We start from the raw sequence: 23,103 nt of genomic DNA on the forward strand, positions 1-23,103 counted from the left end.
ATCGCGTAGATGGACCCCCGCCCCGACGTCGACCAGTTGGCCAAGTCGATGCTGCTGTTACACGGCGGCCATGACGACGATCACCACCATCACGGCGGTGACGACGGCGCGGGAAGCGGAACGTGGAGTAAGGCACCGGATTTCGCGTCCAATCCGGACCGGGCGGCCGCGGTACGAGAGGCTTCGCTGCGGGACCGGGAGCGCTACCTGACTTCAGGCCTGGTCACCATCGACTGCCGGTATTGCCATGTGGCGGTTCAGGTCAAGAAGCTCGGCCCGGCGCATACGTCGGTGCAGTGGACCAGCGACGCCACGGCCCGTTGCGCACACTTCTCCGAGATCCGCGAGGCCGGCGGCGACCCGGCCCGGGAGCGGGCCTGCCCGCGGATGACCGACAGCATCAAGCACGCCGTCGCCGAGGGCTGCCTGGAGGAGCATTCAAGCGCCCCGCCACCCGGTGACGGCTGAGCCCAGCTACAGACCCTTGAACCGTTCCGTGACCTGCTCCTCGGTCAGCCCGTAGTCGGCCAACGAGTAGGTGTGTTTCGGTGCTCGGGGCCCCTTCTTGCTCTCCTCGTGCGTATTCGACACCGCCTCCCGCGCCGCGGCGGTGAACTCGATGCCGAAAGCTCGATAGATCTCGTCGACGGCACCGACCGGGTCCTTGATCAGCGTGAAATAGTCGAGGTCGTAGAACTGTGCCGGATCATGTTTGGCGCGTTCGGCATTGAACAACTCCAGTCCACGTGACCAGGTTTCCATCGAGTCGGCGCCGATGACCTCACCGGTGAACGTGTTCGACCAACCCTCGGTGGTGTGCGCAGCCAGTGAGCACATCGATGCCATGATGGTCTCCGCCGGCCGGTGGCACTGCACGACCAGCGCATCTGGGTAGGTGGCGAACAACGCATCGAGCGCGAACAGGTGACTGGGATTCTTGAGGACCCATCGCTTTTCGGGGTCGTTGAGGCCGATCAACTGCAGGTTGCGCCGGTGCCGCTGGTAGGACTTCGTCCAGTCCTGGCGTGCCAGCCACCTCGAGTAGGTGGGGACGTGGGCCAGCGTCTCGTAGGACACCGAATGCAGGGACTGCCGCAGCAATTGCCAGCATTCCTCGACCTCGTCAGCGGTCATGAAGTGCAGTCCCGTGTAATCGGGGTTTTCCTCGTGCGCCTTGGCGAACTGCGCGTCGAGCTGCGCGAAGACCGGGTTCTGCGACCAGGTTTCGCGTGGTGGTCGGGGCTGCGGGAATTCGGCCAGCCACAGTTCCAATCCCTGATGTCGCGGGTCGGCCGCCAGCAGGCGGTGCACAGCCGTGGTACCGGTGCGCGGCAACCCGGTGACGAAGATCGGCCGCTCGATCGGCACATCGGCGTGCTCGGGGTACTGCTTGAAAGCGGCCTCCGACACCAGCCGGGCGACCAAAGCGTTCCTGACGAAGAACCGATGCATCTTGCTTCCGAGCTCGGTCAGATTCTCGTCGCGCTGGAACGATTCGAGGAGGACAGCCAGCGCCTCGCGGTAGTTGTCGTCATCGGAACCGAAGTCATCGAGACCGCATGCTTTGGTGGCCGAGGCGTGCAGGTCCTCGACGGTACCGACATTCGTGCGCGTCACGCCTTGTACTCCCCGCAGTTGACGTCCAGCGCCTGACCGGTGATGCCGCTGGACAGGTCGCTGGCCAGGAACAGGATCGCCGAGGCGACCTCGTCCTCGGTCGGCAGCCGCTTGAGATCACTGTTCACCGCGGCTGCGGAGTAGATCTCCTCGACCGTCGTCCCGTACTTGCCGGCCTGGTGCTCGAAGTAGCCTTGCAAGGTACCGCCCCAGATATAGCCCGGTAGAACGGAATTCACTCGTATTCCCGCTCCACCCAGCTCACTGGCCAGGGACTGTGACATCGCCAGCAGCGCCGACTTCGCCATCTTGTACGCGCCCTGCTTCGGGTCCGAGTGCCGCACCACCATCGAGTTCACGTTGACCACGGAGCCCTTGGCCTCGGTCAGGGCCGGCGTCAGTCCCTGGATCAGCCTCAGCGCACCCAGCACGGTGAGCTCGAACGTCTCCCGGATGTGCTCGAAACTGGTCTTGGCCAACGGCTTCATCGAGGGCACCTTGAAGGCGTTGTTGATCAGCACGTCCACCTTGCCGTACGCCGCGAGGCTCTTCTCGACAAGGTTGCTCACCTGCGCTTCGTCGGTGATGTCGGTGCCCACCGCCACCGCACGCCGGCCGATGCGATCGATCTCGGCGGCCACGCCGTCGAGCCGCTCGACGGTACGCGCGGCGAGCACCAGATCGGCACCCTCGAGCGCGCAGCGCCGTGCCAGCGTCGTCCCGAGTGCCGGCCCCACCCCGCTGATCAGAACGACCTTGTTCTCCAGCATGCCCATGTCAACCCACCATCCTGTAGCCGATCTGCAGCTGGCGCAGCGCAATCCGGGCGCGCCAGTCCTCATCGGAGATCTCGTTGTCCTGGTAGTACGGCAGTGCGCCGGCGACCTCGTCGACGCCCATCACAGCGACCTCAGGCCCGTCGGCCTCAGTCATCTGACGTGACACGCGTTGCCAGCGGAACTGCAGGTAGCCCTTGCGATGCCCCAGCGTCTCAACCCAATTGGTGACGCCGGGGTTGGTGTCGGAGACCACCATCCGGATCTTGCCGTCCGGATCAGCCTGGGCCTGGGTGCCGTTCAACGATGTCTGGTGGTTGATGTAGTCCAGCGAGATGTACCAGAGACTGCCCAGCTGGAAGCCCATGTAGGGGGCGTCGGAGACCGGCACGGTGATCACCATGGCTTGATCGGGTGCGAGATCGAAGTGTCCGACCGAGGAGTACTGGGTGGCCAGACCGCCCGGCGTCAGCCTCGGTGCGACCATCGTGTTGACCGGCAGCGTGTCGTAGAACCACTGGGGAAACTGCAGCCAGGTCTTGACCCGCTGCACCAGTTGCTTTCCTGCGACGGCGTAACGCTTTTCGATCAGTTCCCGCGTCAGCGGGGGCGGCGCCGTGCCGGCAGTGTCGGTGCGCGCGATGGCAAACGTGCCGCGCTGCGCGGACCAATCGTTGTACACCTCGCGGATCACCAGTTGCGCGGGCACCTCCGGTGCGAACCGCCACTCGAAGGTTCCGTCGGCGGCGATGTCGAGCTTGCGGTCGTCGAATGCGGTCTCGCTGTCGGGGACCACCTCGTCGGTGTACTCGCCGCCGAGCAACTGGAAACTGACATCGGTGGTGGTGCCGCGCCGTCCGGTGACGACGTACTGATTACCGGGCAATACCCGGGTGCCGAAGTACAGCGTGTCGGGGTTGTCCAAACCCATCTTGGTGAACGGACCGGTCCCGCTGTGCAGGAAAGGATGATCGCGGTCGTAGTCGAACGCGACGTGCGTGCAGGCCGCGATACAGCCGGCCAGATACTGCAGCCCTTCGAGCAGGTCCGCCTCGGATTCGATGAACGGGGCGGCGGCGACCAGCTTCTCGGATTCGGCAATGGCGTCGGCCAGCGGCTGGGAGAACACAGTGAAGAAACTAGAACCTGTTCTATCAGGAGTCAATATATCGACCGCAACGTTCCAAATATGGACCGGAAGGATAGGGTGAGTCCATGTCATCGCCGTTGACGCCCGGACGCGCGTCACCCCCGACCGACCGGGTGATCCGCATCCTGGATTTCCTCGCCGGTCGTCCCCGGGAACACTTCGGGGTGTCCGAATTGGCCCGGCGGGTGGAGCTGAGCAAGCCCACCTGCCTGGGGATCGTGACCGCGTTGGCCGAGGCGGGCTACCTGGTACGCGACCCCGGCGACAAGACGTATCGGCTGGGGCCGTCACTGATCACGCTCGGCCACCGGGCTCAGGAGTCGATGCGCGTCAGCCCTGCCGCCCACGACCAGTTGCGGCTGCTGTCCTCGCGTTTCGGCGCGACGGCGGCGCTGTCGGCCGTCATCGATGACCGCATCACGCTGCTGGATCTGGCCGCCCCGCCCGGAGCGCGGCCCGGGGTGGAGGTGGGCCAGAGTTATCCGTTCGCGCCACCGGTCGGGTTGATGTTCGTCCTCTGGGACGACGAGGCCGAGCAGGAATGGCTGCGCAAGCCGCCCACCATTCCGCTGCGCACCGACACCGAACGACTCAAGCGGGTGGTCGCATGCTGCCGCGCCGATGGCTACCTGGTGGAGCGGCAGACTCCGGGGGGCCGGCGGCTGTATTCCCTGATGGCGGGGATGCCCACCGAGCTGCCCGACGAGTTGCGGGCCCTGCTGGGTGAATTGGTCTCCGATATCGGCGAACGGGTGTATCTGCGCGACGAGAACACCGGACGCAGAAGACACGACATCAGCGTCATCTCCGCGCCGGTATTCGACCACTACCGCCGGCAGGTCATGGTTGCTTCCATGCAGGTCGGGAAACCGTTGACCGACAACGAGATCACCGAGCGCGCACGCGCGGTGGTCGCGACCGCCGACGCCGTCACGCGTCAATTGGGTGGCACCGCACCCGAGCGGTGACGATCAGTCCGAGGCGGATCCGCTGCGACCGGCCCCACCGTCGCCACCGGCTCCGCCGGAACCGCCGCTGGTCCCGGACGGCCCGCTGCCGGAGCTCCCGGCGCTACCCGCGCTACCCGGGGAGATCCCGCCGCCGGAGTTGTACGCCGAGCCACCGTTGCCGCCCTTACCACCGGCGCCGCCGGTGCCGCCGGTGCCGTCGAGACCGCTGCCTCCGGTGGCGCCATCGCGGCCGAAGATGCCACCCTTGCCGCCCTCGGCTCCAGCGCCTCCGATACCGGCGTCGCCGCCGGCTCCGCCGTCGCCGCCCCGTCCACCGGTGCCGCCGTCGGCATTGCCGGGATAGGTGACCAGGGTCGGGCTGAATTTCAGGTTCTGGATCCCGCCCGCCCCACCGAGACCGCCATTGCCGCCATTGCCGCCGGTCGCCCCGTCGCCGCCGTCGCCGCCGTCGCCGCCGCCTCCCCCTGCGCCGCCGTTGCCTACCAGCAGACCGCCGCGACCTCCGGTGCCTCCCGCGCCGCCGCTGGTGCCGCTGGAGCCGGCTGTGCCCGCTCCACCATTGCCACCGTTTCCGCCGTGTCCGCCGGCCGCAACGCCGGTCGGTTCGGTATTCGACGAGAAGATGACGGCTGTCGCGTTGTTCCCGTTGCCGCCATTGCCGCCATTGCCGCCGCCGGGACCGCCGTTACCGCCGTTACCGCCGTTACCGGCCGTCGCGTCATAGCGCGCAGATCCGCCACCGCCCCAGCCGCCGTTGCCGCCGGGCGCGCCCGGGACGTCGGTGTCCCCGCCGTTGCCGCCGTTACCGCTGACGGCGATCGACGTGCTGTTGTTCGGTCCCGTCGACTGGGCGCCCTGGCCGCGGCCACCGTGTCCACCGCCGGTGGCCCCTTCGCCGCCGGGCGCGCCATTGCCGGCGTTGGCGCCGATGACGGTTCCACTTGCCGACAGTGAGGGAGCGCCGGTGAAGTCCGGAGTGCCGGTGGCAGCCCGCGTACCGTCCCAGGCCGGGTTGACACCGTCGGCGCCGTCGAAGCCTGCTCCACCGCTACCGCCGTTGCCGCCATTGCCGATCAACGTGTACTTGCCGACACTGCCGCCGTTGCCGCCGTTGCCGCCGTTGTGGATCGCGTCACCGGCAGCGCCGTTGCCGGCGTTACCCCCGCTGCCGATCAGGGCGAAGATGCCCGCGTTGCCGCCGTTACCCCCGGCGCCGTCGCGGAAGCCGAGGACACCGTCGGCGCCGTGACCGCCGTTGCCGCCGAACCATCCGCCGTTGCCGCCGTTGCCCCCGTTGACCCCGTTGCCGCCCTTGCCGAACAGCAGCCCGCCGTTCTGGCCGTCCGGGTTGTCCTCGGTGCCGTCCTTGCCGTTGCAGATCCATCCGCAGGAGTTGCTCAGTGCGGCGGCCAACCCGTCGGCGGTGAGCGCTGTGTAGTTCGTCGGACCGCCGCCGCTGCTGCTGCGCCGCTCGCCCTCGAGCCACCAGGGTGGCGCCCCGGAAGGGCTCAACGGGGCGAGAACCGAGTCGAACGACACCAGGTTCACGGCCACAGATTCCGGCGCTGATGCACCGTTGGGAGAATCGAGCAACGTACCTAGCCCAGTTAATGCGAGTCCGCCGGCTCCGAGAAAACTACTCACGCGGAGCACTGCTTTAGGCTTTGAGCTGGCAATTCTATGCTTAGGCACGAGATCAACCCCTGGTTGCGATGTCGTCTTGCCACCCGCCGGTGGAACTTTGGTTAATATTGACATAACCGTCGAGCCATTCAAATGTCAAGCAGCCTGCACGAGCGCTAGCTCGATGCCGCCAACACAAAGGGCAGTACCTCGGGGGCCCCGCCCGCGCGCAGCATTCGCGCAGCCATCGTCAGCGTCCAGCCCGTGTCGGTGTAGTCGTCGACGAGGAGTACCGGCCCGTCACAGTCGATTGTCGGCGGCTCCCACGCCTGGTTCAGCCCAGCAACCCGGTAGGCAGAGTTCGCGGCCGTGACGGGTCGGTGGTCGATCGCATAGGCCAGCACACCCAGGTTCGCCAGACGGCCGATCTGTGCCAGTCGCTCTACCGTCGACGAGATCAGCTTCGGGTGGGTGTGGGAGTCCAGTCCCATCACCGCGGCCGGACGATACTGCCAGTCCCAGGCTTTGAGCACGATGACGGCCGCGTCCACGACCTCGTCGGGGACGTCTTGGTCGGGTTCGGCCAGCAGACGCCGCAGACGTGCACCCCAACCCAGATCGGTGAGCCGTCCCACCGCCCGGCCAGAGCTCGCGCCGTCGGTGATCCGGCCGGACAGCTCAAGGCCCAGAGAACCCAGACCCGAGGGCCACTGTTTGCGGGTCGCGACCTCTACGCCCGGACGGCGGAGTCGTTGGCTGGTCACGGTCAACGTTGCGTCGTCGACCGTCGAGGAATAGCGGTTCCCCGTGCAGTTGTCGCAGCGTCCACACTGCTCGCCTGCTGTCAGGTCGGGGTCGTCGAGTTGCCGGCGCAGGAACACCATCCGGCACCCTTCGGTGTTCTGGTAGTCGAGCATCGCCTGCTGTTCACGTCGGCGGGCCGCGTCGAGCGCGCGGTACCGGGGTTCGTCGTAGTCCCACGCCTGCCCGGTGGCCAGCCAGCCGCCTTTGACCCGGCGCACCGCGCCGTCGACGTCGAGCACCTTGAGCACCATCTCCAGCCGGGAACGGTTCAGGTCCACTTGGGCCTCCAGCGCCGGGGTGGACTGCGGCCGCTCGGTGTCGAGGGCGCGTATAACGTTGCGCACCAACACTTCCGGCGGGAACGCGACCGAGGCGAAGTAGCGCCAGACATCCTGGTCCTCGGTCCCCGGCAGCAGGATCACTTCGGCACTGTCTGTCGCTCGCCCGGCGCGCCCGACCTGCTGGTAGTAGGCAATGGGCGACGACGGCGCACCCAGATGCACCACGAAGCCGAGATCGGGCTTGTCGAAACCCATTCCGAGCGCCGACGTGGCGACCAGCGCCTTGACCCGATTGCCGAGTAGATCGGTTTCCAGCTGTTCACGTTCGGCGGTGTCGGTGGCCCCGGTGTACGCCGCGACGGTGTGCCCCTGCTCGCGGAGCAGCCCGGCCACATCGTGGGCCTGGGCCACGGTCAGCGTGTAGACGATGCCACTGCCGGGTAGCGAATCCAGCTGCGCAGCAAGCCAAGAAGCCCGCCGGGCGGGCGTACCGACCTTCACCACCGACAACCGCAACGATTCGCGGTCCAGCCCGCCACGAAGCACCAACGTGTCTGCACCCCCGACCTCGAGCTGGGTGGCGATATCGCTGACCACCCGGTCGTTGGCGGTCGCGGTGGTGGCCAGCACCGGTACACCCGCACCGAGTTCGGAAATCAACGTGCGAATCCGCCGGTAGTCGGGGCGGAAATCGTGTCCCCAGTCCGACACACAGTGGGCTTCGTCGACGACCACCAGTCCGGCGTTCGCGGCCAGGGCCGGCAGGACGTTGTCCCGAAAATCGGGGTTGTTGAGGCGCTCCGGGCTGACCAGCAGCACGTCGAGATCCCCGGCGGCGACCCGGCGGTGAATGGAGTCCCACTCGGTGACGTTGCCGGAGTTGATCGTGGCCGCGTGCACGCCGGCCCGCTGCGCGGCAGCGACCTGGTTGCGCATCAGCGCCAGCAGCGGCGACACGATGACCGTCGGACCCAGGCCGGCGGCGCGCAGCAGCTTCGCGGCGATGAAGTACACCGCCGACTTGCCCCAACCGGTGCGCTGTACGACCAACGCCCGTCGACGCGCGACGACCAGCGCTTCTATCGCTGTCCACTGGTCGTCACGCAGTCGGGCATCGGGGCCGGCCAGTCCCTCGAGCAGCGCCTGCGCCTCGGTTCTGGTTGCCATCAGCCCATCGTGCCCGGCGGGTCCGACGCGACACCGACAGGGCGTGCAACTTACCGGTATATATGGCCCGCGATCTGCGCATATGGTTATCTCCGTGGAAGGACGCGGAAGCGACACCGTGTTAGGAGAGCCGCTCTTCGGCATCCTCGGACCGCTGACGTTGAGCAACGAGGCAGGCCGACCGGTCGACATCGGTGGGCGTAAACAGCGAGAGCTACTCGCGGCGCTGCTACTCGACGCCAACCGCGTGATCTCTCACGCCAGGCTTGTCGATGCACTCTGGGCGGGCGGTCCCCCGGCCAGTGTCGAGGTCACGTTGCGTGCGCACGTCTCACGTCTGAGGTCTCGGTTGGCAGAAGCTGGAGCAGAGAATGCGCTCGTGTCCCGCCCCGGTGGCTACGGCCTGTTTCTGAAGCCTGAGCAGATCGACGCGCGACGTTTCGAAAAGTTGCTTTCCGACGGCCAGCAAGCGCTTCGACACAACGATCCCGATGGCGCCGCCGACCTGCTCGCCTCCGCACTGCGGTCGTGGCGCGGAGAGGTACTCCAAGACCTTCACCATCCCGACTTTGCGGCAGCTGAGGCCGCGCGGTTGAGCGAGCTCCGACTGGTCGCGATCGAACTTCGGATCCAAGCCGACCTCATGCTCGGTGGCCACGCCGCGGTCATTCCCGAACTCGAACGCCTCATCGTGGATCATCCTTTTCGGGAGACCCTGCACCGGCAGCTGATGCTCGCGCTATACCAGTCCGGCAGACAGGTGCAGGCGCTCGCCGTAGGCACCGAGATTCGCCGTCGTCTCGCCGATGAACTCGGCGTCGACCCCGGTCCTGAGTTGCGCGACCTCGAGAGCGCGATCCTCCACCATGATCCGTCGCTGCGTCCCGGCGCATCGACAACGCGGGACGCCACGGTCAGCTTGCCGCCGGTCACCCCGACCAAGTACCGTCCGCCGGCCGCACCGCGAACGCCGGTGGCCCGGGACCGCTTGATCGACGCGCTGCGCGCTGGCGGTCACCGGCGGCTCTTCCTCATCCACGGGCCGGCCGGATTCGGCAAGACAACGCTGGCCGCGCAATGGCGCGAAACACTTCTCGCCCAAGGGGAGACCGTCGCGTGGTTCACCATCGACGGCGACGACGACAACGTCGTCTGGTTTCTCGCGCACCTGATCGACGCGGTCGGCGGCGTCCGCGCGTTGAGCGAGGAGTTACGCGGCGCCGTGAATGATCACGACGCCGATGCCCAGCGGAGAGTGCTTGCGTCTCTGATCAACGAGCTGGAGCATTCCGGGTCGCCGTTCTGGCTCGTCATCGACGACTGGCACCGGGTGACCGACGCGGCGACCATTGCGGCACTGACCTACTTGCTCCACCACGGCGGTGAACATCTACGCGTCGTTGTGACAAGCCGTAGTCGTGCACATCTTCCCCTGGGCCGGATGCGGGTCAGCGATCAGTTGGTGGAAATCGATACCGCAGCTTTACGTTTCGACCAGTCCGAAGCGCGGCGCTTCCTGCTGCATGCGCGCGGACTGTCACTCAACGACGCGGATGTGGCCACCCTGGGGGCAACCACCGAGGGGTGGATCGCGGCGTTGCAGCTGGTTTCGCTGTCGCTGCGCGAGAACTCCGATCCGGCGACACTGATCCAGAGCTTGTCGGGTCATCACAGCGGGCTCGGCGAATACCTCGCCGAAAACGTTCTGGACTCCCTCGAATCGAGCATGCTCGACTTTCTCATGGCCACCTCGCTGCCCGAGCGCGTCACCGGCGACCTGGCCTGCGCGCTGGCAGGGGTGACCAACGGGCAGGCAATGCTCGAAGAGGTGGAGAACCGCGACCTGTTCCTGCGTCGACTCGATGACGAGCGGGGCTGGTTCCAGTACCACCAACTGTTCGCCGACTTTCTGCAGCGCCGACTCGAATGCGGCGATCCCGACCGCATCACGCAGTTACACGCGAAAGCTTCGCGCTGGTTCGCCGACCACCACATGCTCCACGAGGCGATCAGCCACGCGGTGTCCGCGGGTGACGAGGACCGCGCGATCGAACTGATCGAACATCAGAGCATAGAGTTCGAGCAGCGGGCGCAACTGCCGATGCTGCAGACTCTGGTTGCCGGCCTTCCGCCACGTATCGTCACCCCGAGTCCGAGGCTGCAGCTCTTCCTGGCCCGCGCCAACAGCCTGCTGCAGCAGCCCGCCGCGGCCCGCGCGGCACTCGACGCGTTCGACGCCGCCTTGCAGGCCCTGACATTGCCGGAGTCCGAATCACGCGCCATGCGTATCGAGGCAGATGTCTTCCGCGCGCTCGTCGAAGTCTGGGCCGACCACGGTGCCGGCGTCGAGGAGCTGCTTGACCCGTGTCTGTCCGATCCGGATTCTGTGTCGCCTTTCGTGGTTGCCACAGCGGCGAACATCGCCTCATTCGTCGCGACATGTCGGTTCGACTTCACCGCGGCACGCAGATGGCAGGACTGGGCCGATGTGTACCACCGTCGGTCCGGCACATCATTCGTCCTGATCTACGGGCACTGTCTGGCTGCGATGGCATCGAACCAAGAACTCGACGCGGTCGAGACGCAACGCCGACTCCGCGAAGCGGTCCGCCTCGCAAAGACATCCGGCGCCCCGACGTCGCATGCTGCGCGCGTGGCCTATGCGCTGTCCGCCGAGTTCCTCTACGAGCGCGATCAGGTGGACGAAGCCGAGCGGCTTCTCGAAGAGAGCGGCGGCTTCGGCACGCCCGGCGGACCGCCGGTCGAATTCATGATCGCCCGCTGTGTCACCGGCGCACGAATCAAGATGCTGCGCGGACAGCATGACGCCGCCGCTGAAATCCTAGACGGTGCAGCCAATGTCGCGGCCACCGCGGACTTGCCTCGATTGAGTGCTGCGGTGGCGACCGAGCGCATCCGGCTGGGCTTGCCGACGCCGCGGCACCCGATTCGGCAGGCCACCGACCGCGGGATCTTGCACGATGTCACCGCACAATTGCGCGACGAGTGTGCCACCCTCGCACTGCTGGACGACGATCCCGACCTCGCCTGCCGGCGCGCCGAGGGCTGGGTGAACCGGCTGGCAGCTCACCATCGTCCGCGGGCCCTGTTGAACGCCAACCGACTTTTCGCCGCCGCGCTGGCCGCCGCGGGTCGAGCCGATGAGGCCAGTCACGTCCTCGCCTGCGTCGCCGCACAATGCGCCGAAAGGGACATGGTCCGCTTCTTGCTCGACGGCGGACCGCACCTGGTGGCCCTGTTGCCCGGCCTGCGCAACCATCCCGGGGTTCGGCAGGACTTCCTGGAACAGGTGCTCAGCGCCGCGACCTGACCGCGACAACAGCGCTGCAACAGATCTGCAACACCCCATGGCCACTGTTGTGGAGTCATCTCACACGGCGTTCGCGGGGGAATCAGCCGACGAGCCAATCGACTGAAGGAGCACACAGATGAACACCACTTCTTTACGCAAACGCATGTCGGCTGCCGTAGTCGGCACGACAGCCGCGGCTCTGGCCGTCGGCGCACTCGTCCAGCCTGCGGTCTCACATGCGGAAAGGGTGTGGGACATCCAGGCGTGGGACACCTGCATGAAAGGCGTCCGCGAGAGAGAGGAGAAGGGCCAGATCAGTGTCCAACAAGCGCTGGAAGAAAAACGCTTTTGCTGCGACATGTCAGGTGGTGTGTGGTCTGCCGACGCCAACGGGTCGTTCTGCGCGGCCCCACCCGCGACGGCCCAGTCGGCACCACAGGCACCGTGGGATGCCGGACGGGCCCCCAGGCCACAGTCGGCGGGCGGCGGACAAACTCCGGCACCGAACGCGCCGCCACCCGCCTCAGGCGGCCCGGGGACTGTCACCGCGATTCCCAACCCGTCGGGCTGGGGATGGGGTTTCGGGTTCACCCCCTAGCCGAAGCGCGGCCTTGAGCTGACCAGACGATGACCGCCGGACCCCAGGCGAGCAGGGCCTGCGCCTTGTCGCGCGTGGTCGTCCGGCCATCGTGCTGGTGCAACCCGCTGGGCTAGTGGACGACGAGCCAGATCGCCGCGAAATGGCAACCCGCCGCAGCACTGGTGAATGCGTGGAAGAACTCGTGGTGGCCGAAAGTCGTGGGCCACGGATTGGGCCATCGCGCGCCGTACAGAATCGCGCCGACGTTGTACAAGGCGGCACCGACGAGCAGCAGCGCGACCACCGTGGTTCCGGCGCCATCGAGCAGGGTCTCGGCGTACCACAGTGCTACGTAGCCCAGCAGGATGTAGAGCGACACTCCTACCCACCGAGGAGCCGAAGGCCAACAGAGCTTCAGCACGGCACCCGCTGCGGCGCCGGTCCACACGATCGTCAGCAGATCCGCACCGATTTCCGGCTCCATCGCCAACACGGCCAACGGCGTGTAACAGGCCGCGATGAACATGAAGATCATCGAGTGGTCCAGGCGCATCATCCACTTCTGTGCCAGCGCTGAGGTCCACTGCACGCGATGGTAGGTCGCGCTGACGGTGAACATCGCGACGACGGCCGATGCATACACCAAGGCGGCCCAACCAGCGTCGGGAGACCTTGTCTGCCACGCGCTGGGGACTAGGACCACCGAAGCGACCACGGCCGCGACAGCGGTGCATACATGAATCCAGCCCCGCGCACGGGGGGTGATCCCGTACGTCACCTGGGACTCGATCAGGGCCGTCTCCGAGATTGTGAGCGGGCCGCAGCATGTATACGGCAGCCGTGCCTCCTGCGACGGCGCAGCGCGAGCCTACCGCTGAAGTCACCGGAATCCAGCTTGCCGTGCCCGCGGGGTAAGCGAGCACGGCAAGTGGGTACTACGGACGGTCCCGTCAGCTGGGCGTAGCAGCAGCCTCAGGCTGTCCCGGTGTCGGCTCGATCACCTGGGGAACCTCGACAGGAACCTCAGCGGGCACCTCGGCCATGTCCGTGCTGCTCCAGACGGCCTGGGCCACCGGAGTCGGCGTCAGCTGCAGGTCACATTGCGCCTTCAGCGCGCTGACCGGCTGGTGGATGCTCGACAGCTCCTGCGCAACCTCAGGATTCTGCTCGAAGAACTCCTGATAGGCGGTCTGGGCCTGGTCCTGCGACTGCGCAGAGATGGCGGACAGCGCCTCGTTGGCGTCCGGGTTCGCCGTCAGATACGCGCCCTCCGAAGCAGCAGCTGAGCCCACTGTCCCGGCCACGCTCGCTGCGGAGCAGTCCGGTGCGGGGGCCGGCTGAGCGTTAGCTACCGGGGTGACGATCGCTGCTGTGCCGAAAGCCAGCAGTCCACCGGCGAACATGCCGAAGAGACCGCGACGAACACTCGTGGCGGACCTGTTCATGAAAACCACTCCTTTGCTTTGCGATCAGTCGGTCGCATCGTGTCTTTTGCCCGAAAAGCCGCAGGTCAAACCCGCGCTCACGCACAACGGACCGATGACCGCGGCGTTGCCGCAGGTCAGACCAGCTAGAAGGAGTTGTGGGATTCTTAAGTCGCAGCTGTTTCTTGTTCGCGTTTGATCTCCAGTGCGATGTCGATGAGCTGGTCTTCCTGACCGCCGATCAGCTTGCGTTGGCCGGCGCGGTGCAGCAGCTGGTGGGCGGGCACACCGTAGCGCTCGGATTGGCGGATCGCGTGCTTGAGGAAGCTGGAGTACACCCCGGAGTAACCCATGATCAGCGCATTGCGGTCGAGCAGACATTCGGCCGGCATCGCCGGGGCGACGACCTCTTCGGCGGCGTCGGCGATGTCGAAGAAGTCGATACCGGTCTTGACGCCGATCTTGTCGAACACCCCGATCAGCGCCTCGACCGGGGCGTTGCCCGCCCCGGCCCCGAACCGCCGGCACGACCCGTCGATCTGCTTGGCCCCGGCACGCACCGCCTCGATCGAGTTCGCCACCCCCAGGCCGAGGTTCTCGTGGCCATGGAAACCCACCTGAGCGTCCTCGCCGAGTTCGGCGACCAGCGCCGCGACCCGGTCACGCACCCCTTCGAGCACCAGCGCACCGGCCGAATCGACGACGTAGACGCACTGACAACCGGCATCAGCCATGATCCGAGCCTGCGCGGCAAGCTTCTCCGGGGAGATCGTATGGCTCATCATCAAAAAGCCCACCGTCTCCAAACCCAGCTCGCGGGCCAGCCCGAAGTGCTGAATCGACACATCAGCCTCGGTGCAGTGGGTCGCGATCCGGCAGATCGAGCCGCCGTTGTTCTGCGCTTCCTTGATGTCCTCCTTGGTGCCGACACCCGGCAACATCAAAAAGGCGATCTTCGATTCCTTGGCCGTCTCGGCGGCCAGCTTGATCAGCTCCTGCTCCGGGGTCTTGGAGAAGCCGTAGTTGAAGCTCGACCCGCCCAGACCGTCACCGTGGGTGACCTCGATGACCGGCACACCAGCCGCATCCAGCGCGGCGACGATCGCGCCGACCTCCTCGGTGGTGAACTGATGACGTTTGTGGTGCGACCCATCGCGCAGCGACGTATCAGTCATCCGGACGTCCCAGATCGGGTTGAAGTAGATGCCGTCGGTACTCATGCTTGCGCTCCAGTCGTGGACAGACTCTCTTTGGCGATCTCTTCGCCCACCTTGGCCGCGGCGGCGGTCATGATGTCCAGGTTTCCAGCGTAGGGCGGTAGATAATCGCCCGCACCCTCCACTTCCACGAACACGGTGACCACGTGGTTTCCGCCGTTGACGACCGAGGGCTCGTCGAACTGTGGTTCGTTGAGCAACCGGTACCCGGGCACGTAGGTCTGCACCTCGGCAACCACATCCTTGACCGACTGAGTGATCGCCGCGTGGTCGGCATCTTCGGGGATCGCGCAGAAGATCGTGTCGCGCATGATCATCGGCGGCTCGGCCGGGTTGAGGATGATGATCGCCTTGCCGCGCTTGGCTCCGCCGATCACCTCGACACCGGCACTGGTGGTCTTGGTGAACTCGTCGATGTTGGCCCGGGTGCCCGGCCCGGCCGAGGCCGACGACACCGACGCCACGATCTCGGCATAGGGCACGTCCACCACGCGAGATACTGCGTGCACCATCGGGATGGTTGCCTGTCCGCCGCAGGTCACCATGTTGACGTTCGGCGCATCGAGGTGCTCGCGCAGGTTGGCTGGCGGGATCACCCCGGGCCCGATGGCCGCCGGGGTCAGGTCGATGGCCCGGATGCCCGCCTCGGCGTAGCGCGGCGCGGCATCGCGGTGCACATAGGCGCTGGTGGCTTCGAACACCATGTCGGGCTTCTCCGACTGCGCCAGCAACCAGTCGACACCTTCATGCGAGGTCTCCAGGCCGAGCTTGCGCGCGCGCGCCAAACCTTCGCTGTCCGGGTCGATGCCGATCATCCAGCGCGGCTCCAGCCACTGCGAGCGCAGCAGCTTGTAGAGCAGATCGGTACTGATGTTGCCGGACCCCACGATCGCGACGGAGGCTTTCTTGGCCGTAGACATTGCTGGTCCTTCGCTTATTCGAAACTGAGCCGTACTGAACCTAAACCGCTGAAGTCGGCGACGAAATGGCTACCGGGAGGTGCATCTATCGCACGGGTGCACGAGCCCGGTAAGACGATGTCGCCGGCCTTCAGACGCACCCCGAAACTGTCGACCTTGCGGGCCAGCCACGCCACCGCGGTGACCGGGTTGCCCAGCACGGCGTCGCTGCGCCCCTCGGCCACCACGTCGCCGTTGTTCGTCAGCACCGCGTCGATGCCTTTGATGTCGATGTCCTTGGGCGACACCCGCGCCTCACCGAGCACCCAACCGGCCGAGGACGCGTTGTCGGCGATCGTGTCGCAGAGTTTGATCTGCCAGTTCGTGATCCGAGTGTCGATGAGCTCGATCGCCGGACAAAAGGCGGCAGTCGCGGCCAGCACGTCGTCCTCGGTGCACCCGGCTCCGGGCAGGTCATCGGCCAGGATGAAGCCCACCTCGACCTCGACCCGCGGGTACAGGTACTTCTCCGAGCGCACCGGCGCGTCTTCGAACACCTGCATATCGTCGAGCAGATGGCCGTAATCGGGCTCGTCGACGTTCATCATCTTCTGCATGGCCTCCGACGAGAGACCGACCTTGTGACCGACCACGCGCGCGCCCTCGGCGACTTTCTGGCGGATGTTGATCAGCTGAATCTCATAGGCGTCGACCACATCGATGTCGGGGTGCGCGTCGGTCAGCGGAGAGATCGGTTGCCGGCTGCGCTCGGCCTGGGCCAAGTCGGCGGCAAGTCGCTCACGGACCTCGGAACTGAGCATCTTCGGTGAAGTCCCCTCGTTTCGTCGACCGGCACAGTTGTGGGTCGGCCGGGCAATTCTATAACGTGTTCTACATGACCGAGCAGGAGTATGACGTCGTCGTGGTGGGCAGCGGCGCCGCGGGTATGGTCGCCGCCCTTACTGCCGCCCACCAGGGTCTCTCGACGATAGTCGTTGAGAAGGCCCCGCACTACGGTGGTTCCACTGCGCGGTCAGGTGGCGGCGTCTGGATTCCGAACAACGAGGTACTCAAGCGCGACGGTGTGAACGACACCCGCGAGGCCGCCCGAACCTACCTGCACGCCATCATCGGCGACGTGGTGCCGGCCGAGAAGATCGACACCTATCTCGACCGCGGACCCGAGATGTTGTCGTTCGTGTTGAAGAACTCTCCGCTGAAGCTGTGCTGGGTACCCAACTACGCCGACTACTACCCCGAGACTCCGGGCGGCAAGGCCACCGGCCGCTCGGTGGAACCCAAACCGTTCGATGCGAGCAAGCTCGGGCCCGATCTCGGCGGCCTGGAGCCGCCGTACGGCAAGGTCCCGATGAACATGGTCGTGATGCAGCAGGACTACGTCCGTCTCAACCAGCTCAAACGTCATCCGCGCGGACTGCTGCGCAGCCTCAAGGTGGGGGCACGCACGGTATGGGCCAACGCCACGCGCAAGAACCTGGTCGGGATGGGTCGGGCGTTGATCGCACCACTGCGTATCGCGCTGCGAGACGCCGGTGTCCCGGTTCGGCTCAACACCGCGCTGACCGACCTCTACGTCGAGGACGGTGTGGTGCGCGGAATCTACGTCCGTGACACAACCACCGGGGAAAGCGCTGAGCCGCAACTGATCCGGGCGCGTCGCGGTGTGATCCTGGGCAGTGGAGGCTTTGAACACAACGAGCAGATGCGGGTGAAGTACCAACGCGCCCCGATCACCACGGAGTGGACCGTCGGCGCGGTTGCCAACACCGGGGACGGAATCCTTGCCGCCGAAAAGCTCGGTGCCGCACTTGATGTCATGGAGGACGCCTGGTGGGGACCGACGGTCCCGCTGATCGGTGCACCGTGGTTCGCATTGTCGGAACGCAATTCACCCGGGTCGATCATCGTCAACATGAACGGCAAGCGGTTCATGAACGAGTCGATGCCCTACGTCGAAGCGTGCCATCACATGTATGGCGGACAGTACGGGCAGGGCCCCGGGCCCGGCGAGAACATTCCGGCATGGCTGGTGTTCGACCAGCAATACCGCGACCGCTACATCTTCGCGGGACTTCAGCCAGGACAACGCATTCCGAAGAAGTGGCTGGAGTCCGGCGTCATTGTGACCGCTCCGACACTGGAGGAGCTGGCAACCAAGACCGGCCTGCCCGCCGATGCCTTCACGGCCACGGTGGCGCGGTTCAACGGATTCGCGCGGGCCGGTGTCGACGAGGATTTCAAGCGCGGGCAGAGCGCCTATGACCGCTACTACGGCGATCCGACCAACAAGCCCAACCCCAACCTGGGCGAGATCACCCACGGGCCGTACTACGCCGCCAAGCTGGTGCCGGGAGACCTGGGCACCAAGGGTGGCATCGTCACCGACGTGAACGGACGCGCCCTGCGCGACGACGGCTCGGTGATCGAGGGACTCTATGCTGCAGGCAACGTCAGCGCCCCGGTGATGGGTCACACCTATCCGGGTCCGGGTGGCACCATCGGCCCGGCGATGACGTTCGGTTATCTGGCGGCACTCCACCTTGCAGGAAAGGCCTGACCCTTGCCCATCAATCTCGATGAAGCCATCGGCGCGGAGCTTCCCGCCGTCGAATTCTCATGGACCAGTAGTGACATTCAGTTGTACCATCTGGCCCTCGGGGCGGGCAGTGATCCGGTGGACCAGAGCGAGCTGCGGTACCTGACCGACAACACCCCTCAGGTGCTGCCGACATTCGGCAATGTGGCCCAGAGTTTTCACTTGACCGAGCCGCCGGCGGTGAAGTTCCCGGGCATCGACATCGAGTTGAGCAAAGTGCTGCACGCCAGCGAAGCGGTGACCGTTCCCGGACCGATCCCGCCGTCGGGCACTGGAGTCGCGGTCACAAGGTTCACCGAGATTTGGGACAAGGGCAAGGCCGCGGTGATCTGGTCGGAGACCACCGTCAAGGATCCGGCCGGTCAGTTGTTGTGGACGCAGAAGCGCTCGATCTTCGCCCGCGGCGAGGGTGGCTTCGGCGGCGACCGTGGTCCGTCGGGCTCCTCGGCCGCCCCGGACAGATCCCCCGACCTCGAGCTCACGGTCCCGACCTCGCCACAGCAGGCGCTGTTGTATCGGATGTGCGGGGACCGTAACCCGTTGCATTCGGATCCGGATTTCGCTGCGGCAGCCGGATTCCCGCGCCCCATTCTGCATGGCTTGTGCACCTACGGCATGACGTGCAAAGCATTGGTGGACAACCTTCTCGACGGTGATGTCAGCAGCCTGAAGTCCTACGGTGCGCGGATGGCCGGTGTGGTGTTCCCCGGCGAGACGCTGAGTGTGAACGTCTGGAAGCACGACGGGGCCTATCTGGCCACGGTGACCGCACCCGAGCGCGACAACGCCGTCGCACTGGCCGGGGTGGAGTTCGTGCCGGCCTGACCTCGGCCGTGAGTCAGCCGCAGAGCTCGTCGACCCGGGCCGCAGTGGTCTGCGCGTTGTTCATCCGCTCGCTCTGAGCCGGATCCTCACTACGTGCGCCCGCCAGCTGGCCCATCCCGATCTCGGTGAGGTCCTCGGCAAACGAATGCACGGCGTCGGCGAGCTCGCCGGAGTCCGCCTCGGTGACCTGCCAGAGCAGGTACTGCCCGCCACCCAGCGTGGCCAGTCGTGCGTTGGCCGCCACCGACTGAGCGGCGACAGGGTCGGGTCCCAGATCGGCGTTGGTTTGCAAGGACACTGCGTTGCGCACGGTCTCGAAGGCCGCGCACAGTTGCGCCGCGTCCACCGTGCCCGCGCCGCGCGATGCGTCCTCGGGCGAACGCAGCAGACCCCACGCAGCGAGCACCGCGGCGATCACAGCGACAACCAGGGCGGCCGGGGCGACCCAGCTGCCAGCAGTGCGATTCGAGTATGTGGTGTCCGGCATGCCGCGATCATAGCCCGACCGATACCACGGCCCGGCGCGCGACTACGTCAAAGTTGCTCGTCAGCAACGATATTGGCCGGTCCACCAGCAACGACGACCGGGTACGAACGCCGATTCGACATCCGTACCCGGTCGTGCGGTCGTTCTACTGCGCGTTAGTCGTCGCCGCCGCCGCTGGACCCGGACGCGGATCCGTCGCTGCCATCGCTGCCGCTACCGGCGCCACCGCGCCCGGCCGATCCTCCGAGACCGCCCTCGGCGTCGCTGGCGTCGTTGGCGCTGGCGTTGCCGCCGTCGCCGCCGTTACCGCCGCGGTTGAACAGGCTGCCCCGGCCGCCGTCGCCGCCCCAGCCGCCGCCGGCCTTCTCGCCGCCCTCGGCGTCGCCACCGCGGCCACCGTTGCCGCCCCTGCCGGTGAAGGTGGCGTCGCCGCCGAAGCCGCCGTCACCACCGTAGGCGGTGTCGTTCTCGCTGACCGCGTCGCCACCGTTGCCGCCGTCACCGGCGTTGCCGTTGCGCGAGGTGCCGCCGTCGCCACCGAAGCCGCCCTCGGCGTAGGCGTCGGTACCGCCGCTGGCGGTCCCGCCGTCACCACCGCGGCCACCGGCGCCGTTGAAGCCTGCCGAACCGCCGTGGCCGCCGTCGCCGCCCAGAGCCTCCTGGCCTTCGGCGTTCGCCGAGGAGTTACCACCGTTGCCGCCCTGGCCACCGTTACCGTAGAAGCCCTGCGAGGAGCCGCCGTTACCACCACGACCGAACGAGATGTTTTCGTTGAAGTAGCCGTAGGCGCTGCCGTTGACCGACGAGGCGTCACCGCCGTCGCCGCCGTTTCCGCCGTTACCGATGTAGCCGCCCTGACCCCCGCGCCCGCCGTTGCCCGCATAGGCGTTGTTGCCCAGGGTCTCGTCTGCTTCGGTGTCGGGATCGTTCTCGAAGTCCTGCGTGTTGAAGTCGTTGCCGCCCTTGCCCCCGTTGCCTCCGTTGCCGAACCAGCCACCGTTTCCACCGTTGCCGCCATTCGTGGCGGCGGTGCGAGCGCCGGTCTCAGGGTCGTAGACGGCGTCGAGACCGTTACCGCCGTTGCCGCCGTTGCCGAAGAACTGGCCGGCGTTGCCACCGTTGCCACCGTTGGCCCCGTTACCACCGTTGCCGCCGAGGATGCCGCCGTTGCCGCCGTTGCATGCGGCGCCCGTGCAGTCCGCTGCCGCGTCGAGGCCGTTACCGATCAGCCAACCGCCCGGGCCGAACATCGGACGCAGGGCCGGGGTGGCCGCTGCGGCCATCTGGACGTCACCGCCCGATGAGGAGGTCGACTTGCGCTCACCGCCGTATGCGTCTTCCCACCACTCCAGGGACACCAACTGGACTTCGTAGCTGCGTTGCTGCGGAGCGTCGTCCACTCCGACCAGCGCGAGCGTGCCGAGACCAGCCATGGCCGCGCCGGTGACGCCCGCGGTCAGATAGGTCTTCACTGCCAGACCCCGTTGACCTTTGCGGACTTTGGAATGCTTGGGCATGGTTGGTGCTTCCCCTGTCTTGTCGGAAAAAGAGCGTGGTGCCGGGCCTGTGATCCCCCGACGGTACTCCACTACGCAGACTCGTCAGCAGAGAATCTATGAGTTTGCTGGCAGGCCTGTCAAGGCTTCCCCGCCGCGGCCGGGAACAGGAATGCCGACCCGCCGAAGCGCGACGTAGCCGGACGAAACCATCGCTCTGCGGGCATAAGTGCCGGTCAGGACGGCGATCTGAGCACAGAATCGGCAGTGTTTGCCATCGCCGGCCCGGACGCCGCACAAACGGTCTCGGTGGGGCATTTCTGCAGGTGCGCGAACCGCAGCCATCGTCGCGGGGTGCCCGACCTGCTAATTTGCTCTGGGGGACAGCCTCGCTGCTCGACACAACGAATCCAGGAGGAAAACTGTGAAGATCAAGCCCACCTGGGTTGCCGCCACCGTCGCTGCTGCTGCACTGGCCGTCGGCGGCGCCCCGCCGGCCGTCGCCGATGCCGACGTCACGTATCTCGGACAGCCCGGTGAACTCGTCAACGGCACCGTCGTACAACACTGGACGGTGACCGACCTCAAGCCCAGCTCCGACACCATTGCCTACGACCCCGTCGGCACACTGTGGGAGGCAACGGCGACCGACGAGGCTGTGTCGGGGTCGGTAACCCCGATCGTCTCGAACCTGAACGCTCGCGCCACCAACGGTCAGACCTACCGCGTGCTGTTCGGTGTCCCCACCGAACAGGGTGTCAACCCGTCGACCATCGCGCAGGGCGAGAAGACCACCGGCAAGATCTACTTCGATGTCACCGGCGAGCAGCCGGACAGCGTCGTATACAACGACGGCGGCACGGATCTGTTGGTGTGGGTCCCCGCGCCCCCGGCGCCGGCCACCGGCCCCACCCCGGCCTACAGCGGCACCGCACCGTCGGGAACCGCGCCGAATGTGGCTGATGCCGAGCCGGCCGTGGAGGCAACGGAGGCCCCGGCAGCCGAAGAGCAGACACCGGAAGCAGAGCCGACCGGGAGCTCAGGTACTCCCCTGCCCGAGGGCAGCTCGGGCACCCCGCTGCCCGAAGGCAGCTCAGGTACGCCCCTGCCGGAAGGCAGCTCGGTCACCACGCTGGTTCCGGCACCGCCTGCCTGACGCTCTTCAGGAGTGCGACGTCCACCAGGTGTAGAGCTGGACCATATTGGGGCCTTGCGGACCTGAATGGATCTCGCTGATCAAGTCGTTCGCGGTGGTCGTCCACGCAACCGTCGGCCTGTTCTGCTGAAACCCGCAAACCAGCATGCCTGCCTGCTGATCAGGGGTCGCGTTACGCCGCCACGGCCCCGGCGATTGGATGTTGCCCGGACAGTTCACCACCGAGGATGTGTTGACCACCTGGTCGAACAACTCCTCCAGCGCGCCGTCGCGCGCCAAGGTGTAGGTGGCCGTCAGCGGACCGCCGGGATCGGTGTTCTGGGTGCAACTGACTTGCGCCAGCGCACCTTCCGGCGGCACCACCGGCCCGCAGGAATCTTCGGCGTAGCCGCGCGGCACCAGACTCAGAACGCGGGCTTCGGCGTCGGACTGGGGCACGGTCACCCCCGCGGCGTCAGATTCGGCTTGGGGCGTCTCGGATTCGGCTCCTTCCGAAGACGGCCACAACGACCAGACCAGCAGTCCGAGCGCCACGACGACGACAGTCACGGCGGCCACCCGTACCAACGGTCGACGGTCACGCCGCGCGGGCCGTGGATTGACCGACAACGGTGCGTCGTAACGCGGCCCGGTGCCATCATCACTGGCCGGTGGCTCGGAGGAGCTCATCTGGCCAAGCGTAGTGGGAACGACCAGGGCC

General features: G+C 66.6%; 20 protein-coding genes. 7 read left to right on the forward strand and 13 right to left on the reverse strand.

Going from position 1 to position 23,103, the window contains the following annotated elements; genetic code table 11:
- Positions 1–9 precede the first annotated feature (9 nt).
- Positions 10–468, forward strand: a complete 459-nt coding sequence (locus KXD98_RS22870; protein ID WP_260760606.1) for a hypothetical protein — start codon at positions 10–12, stop codon at positions 466–468.
- 6 nt (positions 469–474) lie between these two features.
- On the opposite strand, the gene KXD98_RS22875 is transcribed toward KXD98_RS22870, so the two are convergent.
- Genes KXD98_RS22875 through KXD98_RS22885 form a run of 3 tightly spaced genes read right to left on the reverse strand, consistent with a single transcriptional unit; the run spans position 475 to position 3,522 of the window.
- Entirely contained in the window at positions 475–1,617 is a 1,143-nt protein-coding gene (locus tag KXD98_RS22875) for a sulfotransferase (RefSeq protein ID WP_260760608.1), read from the reverse strand.
- Positions 1,614–2,393, reverse strand: a complete 780-nt coding sequence (locus KXD98_RS22880) for an SDR family oxidoreductase (RefSeq protein WP_260760609.1) — start codon at positions 2,391–2,393, stop codon at positions 1,614–1,616. Before KXD98_RS22880 ends, KXD98_RS22875 begins: the two co-directional genes overlap by 4 nt.
- 1 nt (position 2,394) lies before the next feature.
- Positions 2,395–3,522, reverse strand: a complete 1,128-nt coding sequence (locus tag KXD98_RS22885; RefSeq protein WP_260760612.1) for a hypothetical protein — start codon at positions 3,520–3,522, stop codon at positions 2,395–2,397.
- Positions 3,523–3,608: 86 nt separating this feature from the next.
- Between KXD98_RS22885 and KXD98_RS22890 the strand changes: the two genes are divergently transcribed.
- Positions 3,609–4,511: an IclR family transcriptional regulator gene (locus KXD98_RS22890; RefSeq protein WP_260760613.1), complete on the forward strand. Its 903-nt coding sequence runs from the start codon at positions 3,609–3,611 to the stop codon at positions 4,509–4,511.
- 3 nt (positions 4,512–4,514) lie between these two features.
- Here KXD98_RS22890 and KXD98_RS28440 read toward each other — a convergent pair whose 3' ends face one another.
- Together KXD98_RS28440 and KXD98_RS22900 are read right to left on the reverse strand one after the other, a co-directional pair.
- A complete protein-coding gene (locus tag KXD98_RS28440; RefSeq protein ID WP_313901248.1) occupies positions 4,515–6,062 on the reverse strand; it encodes a hypothetical protein in 1,548 nt (515 codons plus the stop codon).
- Between the two features lie 251 nt (positions 6,063–6,313).
- The gene (locus KXD98_RS22900) at positions 6,314–8,389 is read right to left on the reverse strand and encodes a RecQ family ATP-dependent DNA helicase (RefSeq protein ID WP_260760615.1); all 2,076 of its coding nucleotides are present in this window, start codon (positions 8,387–8,389) and stop codon (positions 6,314–6,316) included.
- Positions 8,390–8,483: 94 nt separating this feature from the next.
- On the opposite strand from KXD98_RS22900, the gene KXD98_RS22905 reads away from it, so the two are divergent.
- On the forward strand, positions 8,484–11,720 hold the full coding sequence (locus tag KXD98_RS22905; RefSeq protein ID WP_260760617.1) for a BTAD domain-containing putative transcriptional regulator: 3,237 nt from the start codon (positions 8,484–8,486) through the stop codon (positions 11,718–11,720).
- 118 nt (positions 11,721–11,838) lie between these two features.
- The gene (locus tag KXD98_RS22910) at positions 11,839–12,300 is read left to right on the forward strand and encodes a hypothetical protein (protein ID WP_260760618.1); all 462 of its coding nucleotides are present in this window, start codon (positions 11,839–11,841) and stop codon (positions 12,298–12,300) included.
- A 112-nt stretch (positions 12,301–12,412) separates the two neighbouring features.
- Here the strand turns inward: KXD98_RS22910 and KXD98_RS22915 are convergent, their stop codons facing one another.
- The 5 genes from KXD98_RS22915 to KXD98_RS22935 all read right to left on the reverse strand — a co-directional run bounded on the left by KXD98_RS22915 (position 12,413) and on the right by KXD98_RS22935 (position 16,643).
- Complete coding sequence (locus tag KXD98_RS22915; RefSeq protein ID WP_260765362.1) at positions 12,413–13,090, reverse strand: hemolysin III family protein; 678 nt, start codon at positions 13,088–13,090, stop codon at positions 12,413–12,415.
- A 142-nt stretch (positions 13,091–13,232) separates the two neighbouring features.
- Positions 13,233–13,727, reverse strand: a complete 495-nt coding sequence (locus KXD98_RS22920; RefSeq protein WP_260760619.1) for a heme-binding protein — start codon at positions 13,725–13,727, stop codon at positions 13,233–13,235.
- Positions 13,728–13,873: 146 nt separating this feature from the next.
- The gene (dmpG, locus tag KXD98_RS22925) at positions 13,874–14,926 is read right to left on the reverse strand and encodes a 4-hydroxy-2-oxovalerate aldolase (RefSeq protein WP_260760620.1); all 1,053 of its coding nucleotides are present in this window, start codon (positions 14,924–14,926) and stop codon (positions 13,874–13,876) included.
- Positions 14,923–15,843 (reverse strand): acetaldehyde dehydrogenase (acetylating), encoded by a 921-nt coding sequence (locus KXD98_RS22930; protein WP_260760621.1) that lies wholly within the window; start codon positions 15,841–15,843, stop codon positions 14,923–14,925. Before KXD98_RS22930 ends, dmpG begins: the two co-directional genes overlap by 4 nt.
- Positions 15,844–15,857: 14 nt before the next feature.
- Positions 15,858–16,643, reverse strand: coding sequence for a 2-keto-4-pentenoate hydratase (locus KXD98_RS22935; RefSeq protein WP_260760623.1), 786 nt, complete (start codon positions 16,641–16,643; stop codon positions 15,858–15,860).
- Positions 16,644–16,717: 74 nt separating this feature from the next.
- On the opposite strand from KXD98_RS22935, the gene kstD reads away from it, so the two are divergent.
- Together kstD and KXD98_RS22945 are read left to right on the forward strand one after the other, a co-directional pair.
- On the forward strand, positions 16,718–18,400 hold the full coding sequence (gene kstD / locus KXD98_RS22940) for a 3-oxosteroid 1-dehydrogenase (protein WP_260760625.1): 1,683 nt from the start codon (positions 16,718–16,720) through the stop codon (positions 18,398–18,400).
- A gap of 3 nt (positions 18,401–18,403) precedes the next feature.
- The gene (locus KXD98_RS22945) at positions 18,404–19,264 is read left to right on the forward strand and encodes a MaoC/PaaZ C-terminal domain-containing protein (protein ID WP_260760627.1); all 861 of its coding nucleotides are present in this window, start codon (positions 18,404–18,406) and stop codon (positions 19,262–19,264) included.
- A gap of 13 nt (positions 19,265–19,277) precedes the next feature.
- Here the strand turns inward: KXD98_RS22945 and KXD98_RS22950 are convergent, their stop codons facing one another.
- Together KXD98_RS22950 and KXD98_RS28445 are read right to left on the reverse strand one after the other, a co-directional pair.
- Positions 19,278–19,751 (reverse strand): hypothetical protein, encoded by a 474-nt coding sequence (locus KXD98_RS22950; protein WP_260760628.1) that lies wholly within the window; start codon positions 19,749–19,751, stop codon positions 19,278–19,280.
- Positions 19,752–19,906: 155 nt separating this feature from the next.
- Positions 19,907–21,268 carry a hypothetical protein gene (locus tag KXD98_RS28445; protein ID WP_313901249.1) on the reverse strand — a complete coding sequence of 454 codons (1,362 nt, stop codon included), beginning with the start codon at positions 21,266–21,268 and terminating at the stop codon, positions 19,907–19,909.
- A gap of 403 nt (positions 21,269–21,671) precedes the next feature.
- Here KXD98_RS28445 and KXD98_RS22960 point away from each other — a divergent pair, with 403 nt between their 5' ends.
- A complete protein-coding gene (locus tag KXD98_RS22960) occupies positions 21,672–22,403 on the forward strand; it encodes an MPT63 family protein (RefSeq protein WP_313901250.1) in 732 nt (243 codons plus the stop codon).
- Positions 22,404–22,409: 6 nt separating this feature from the next.
- On the opposite strand, the gene KXD98_RS22965 is transcribed toward KXD98_RS22960, so the two are convergent.
- Entirely contained in the window at positions 22,410–23,072 is a 663-nt protein-coding gene (locus KXD98_RS22965; protein ID WP_260760629.1) for a hypothetical protein, read from the reverse strand.
- Between the last annotated feature and the right edge of the window lie 31 nt (positions 23,073–23,103).

Source organism: Mycobacterium sp. SMC-4, assembly GCF_025263265.1.
GTDB lineage: Bacteria > Actinomycetota > Actinomycetes > Mycobacteriales > Mycobacteriaceae > Mycobacterium.

Excerpts from the sequence above, each read along its gene's own strand:
- KXD98_RS22870 (WP_260760606.1), top strand. The coding sequence starts at position 10 with ATGGACCCCCGCCCCGACGTCGACCAGTTGGCCAAGTCGATGCTGCTG.
- KXD98_RS22880 (WP_260760609.1), bottom strand. The coding sequence starts at position 2,393 with ATGGGCATGCTGGAGAACAAGGTCGTTCTGATCAGCGGGGTGGGGCCG.
- KXD98_RS22890 (WP_260760613.1), top strand. The coding sequence starts at position 3,609 with ATGTCATCGCCGTTGACGCCCGGACGCGCGTCACCCCCGACCGACCGG.
- KXD98_RS22900 (WP_260760615.1), bottom strand. The coding sequence starts at position 8,389 with ATGGCAACCAGAACCGAGGCGCAGGCGCTGCTCGAGGGACTGGCCGGC.
- KXD98_RS22910 (WP_260760618.1), top strand. The coding sequence starts at position 11,839 with ATGAACACCACTTCTTTACGCAAACGCATGTCGGCTGCCGTAGTCGGC.
- KXD98_RS22920 (WP_260760619.1), bottom strand. The coding sequence starts at position 13,727 with ATGAACAGGTCCGCCACGAGTGTTCGTCGCGGTCTCTTCGGCATGTTC.
- dmpG (WP_260760620.1), bottom strand. The coding sequence starts at position 14,926 with ATGAGTACCGACGGCATCTACTTCAACCCGATCTGGGACGTCCGGATG.
- KXD98_RS22930 (WP_260760621.1), bottom strand. The coding sequence starts at position 15,843 with ATGTCTACGGCCAAGAAAGCCTCCGTCGCGATCGTGGGGTCCGGCAAC.
- KXD98_RS22935 (WP_260760623.1), bottom strand. The coding sequence starts at position 16,643 with ATGCTCAGTTCCGAGGTCCGTGAGCGACTTGCCGCCGACTTGGCCCAG.
- kstD (WP_260760625.1), top strand. The coding sequence starts at position 16,718 with ATGACCGAGCAGGAGTATGACGTCGTCGTGGTGGGCAGCGGCGCCGCG.
- KXD98_RS22950 (WP_260760628.1), bottom strand. The coding sequence starts at position 19,751 with ATGCCGGACACCACATACTCGAATCGCACTGCTGGCAGCTGGGTCGCC.
- KXD98_RS28445 (WP_313901249.1), bottom strand. The coding sequence starts at position 21,268 with ATGCCCAAGCATTCCAAAGTCCGCAAAGGTCAACGGGGTCTGGCAGTG.
- KXD98_RS22965 (WP_260760629.1), bottom strand. The coding sequence starts at position 23,072 with ATGAGCTCCTCCGAGCCACCGGCCAGTGATGATGGCACCGGGCCGCGT.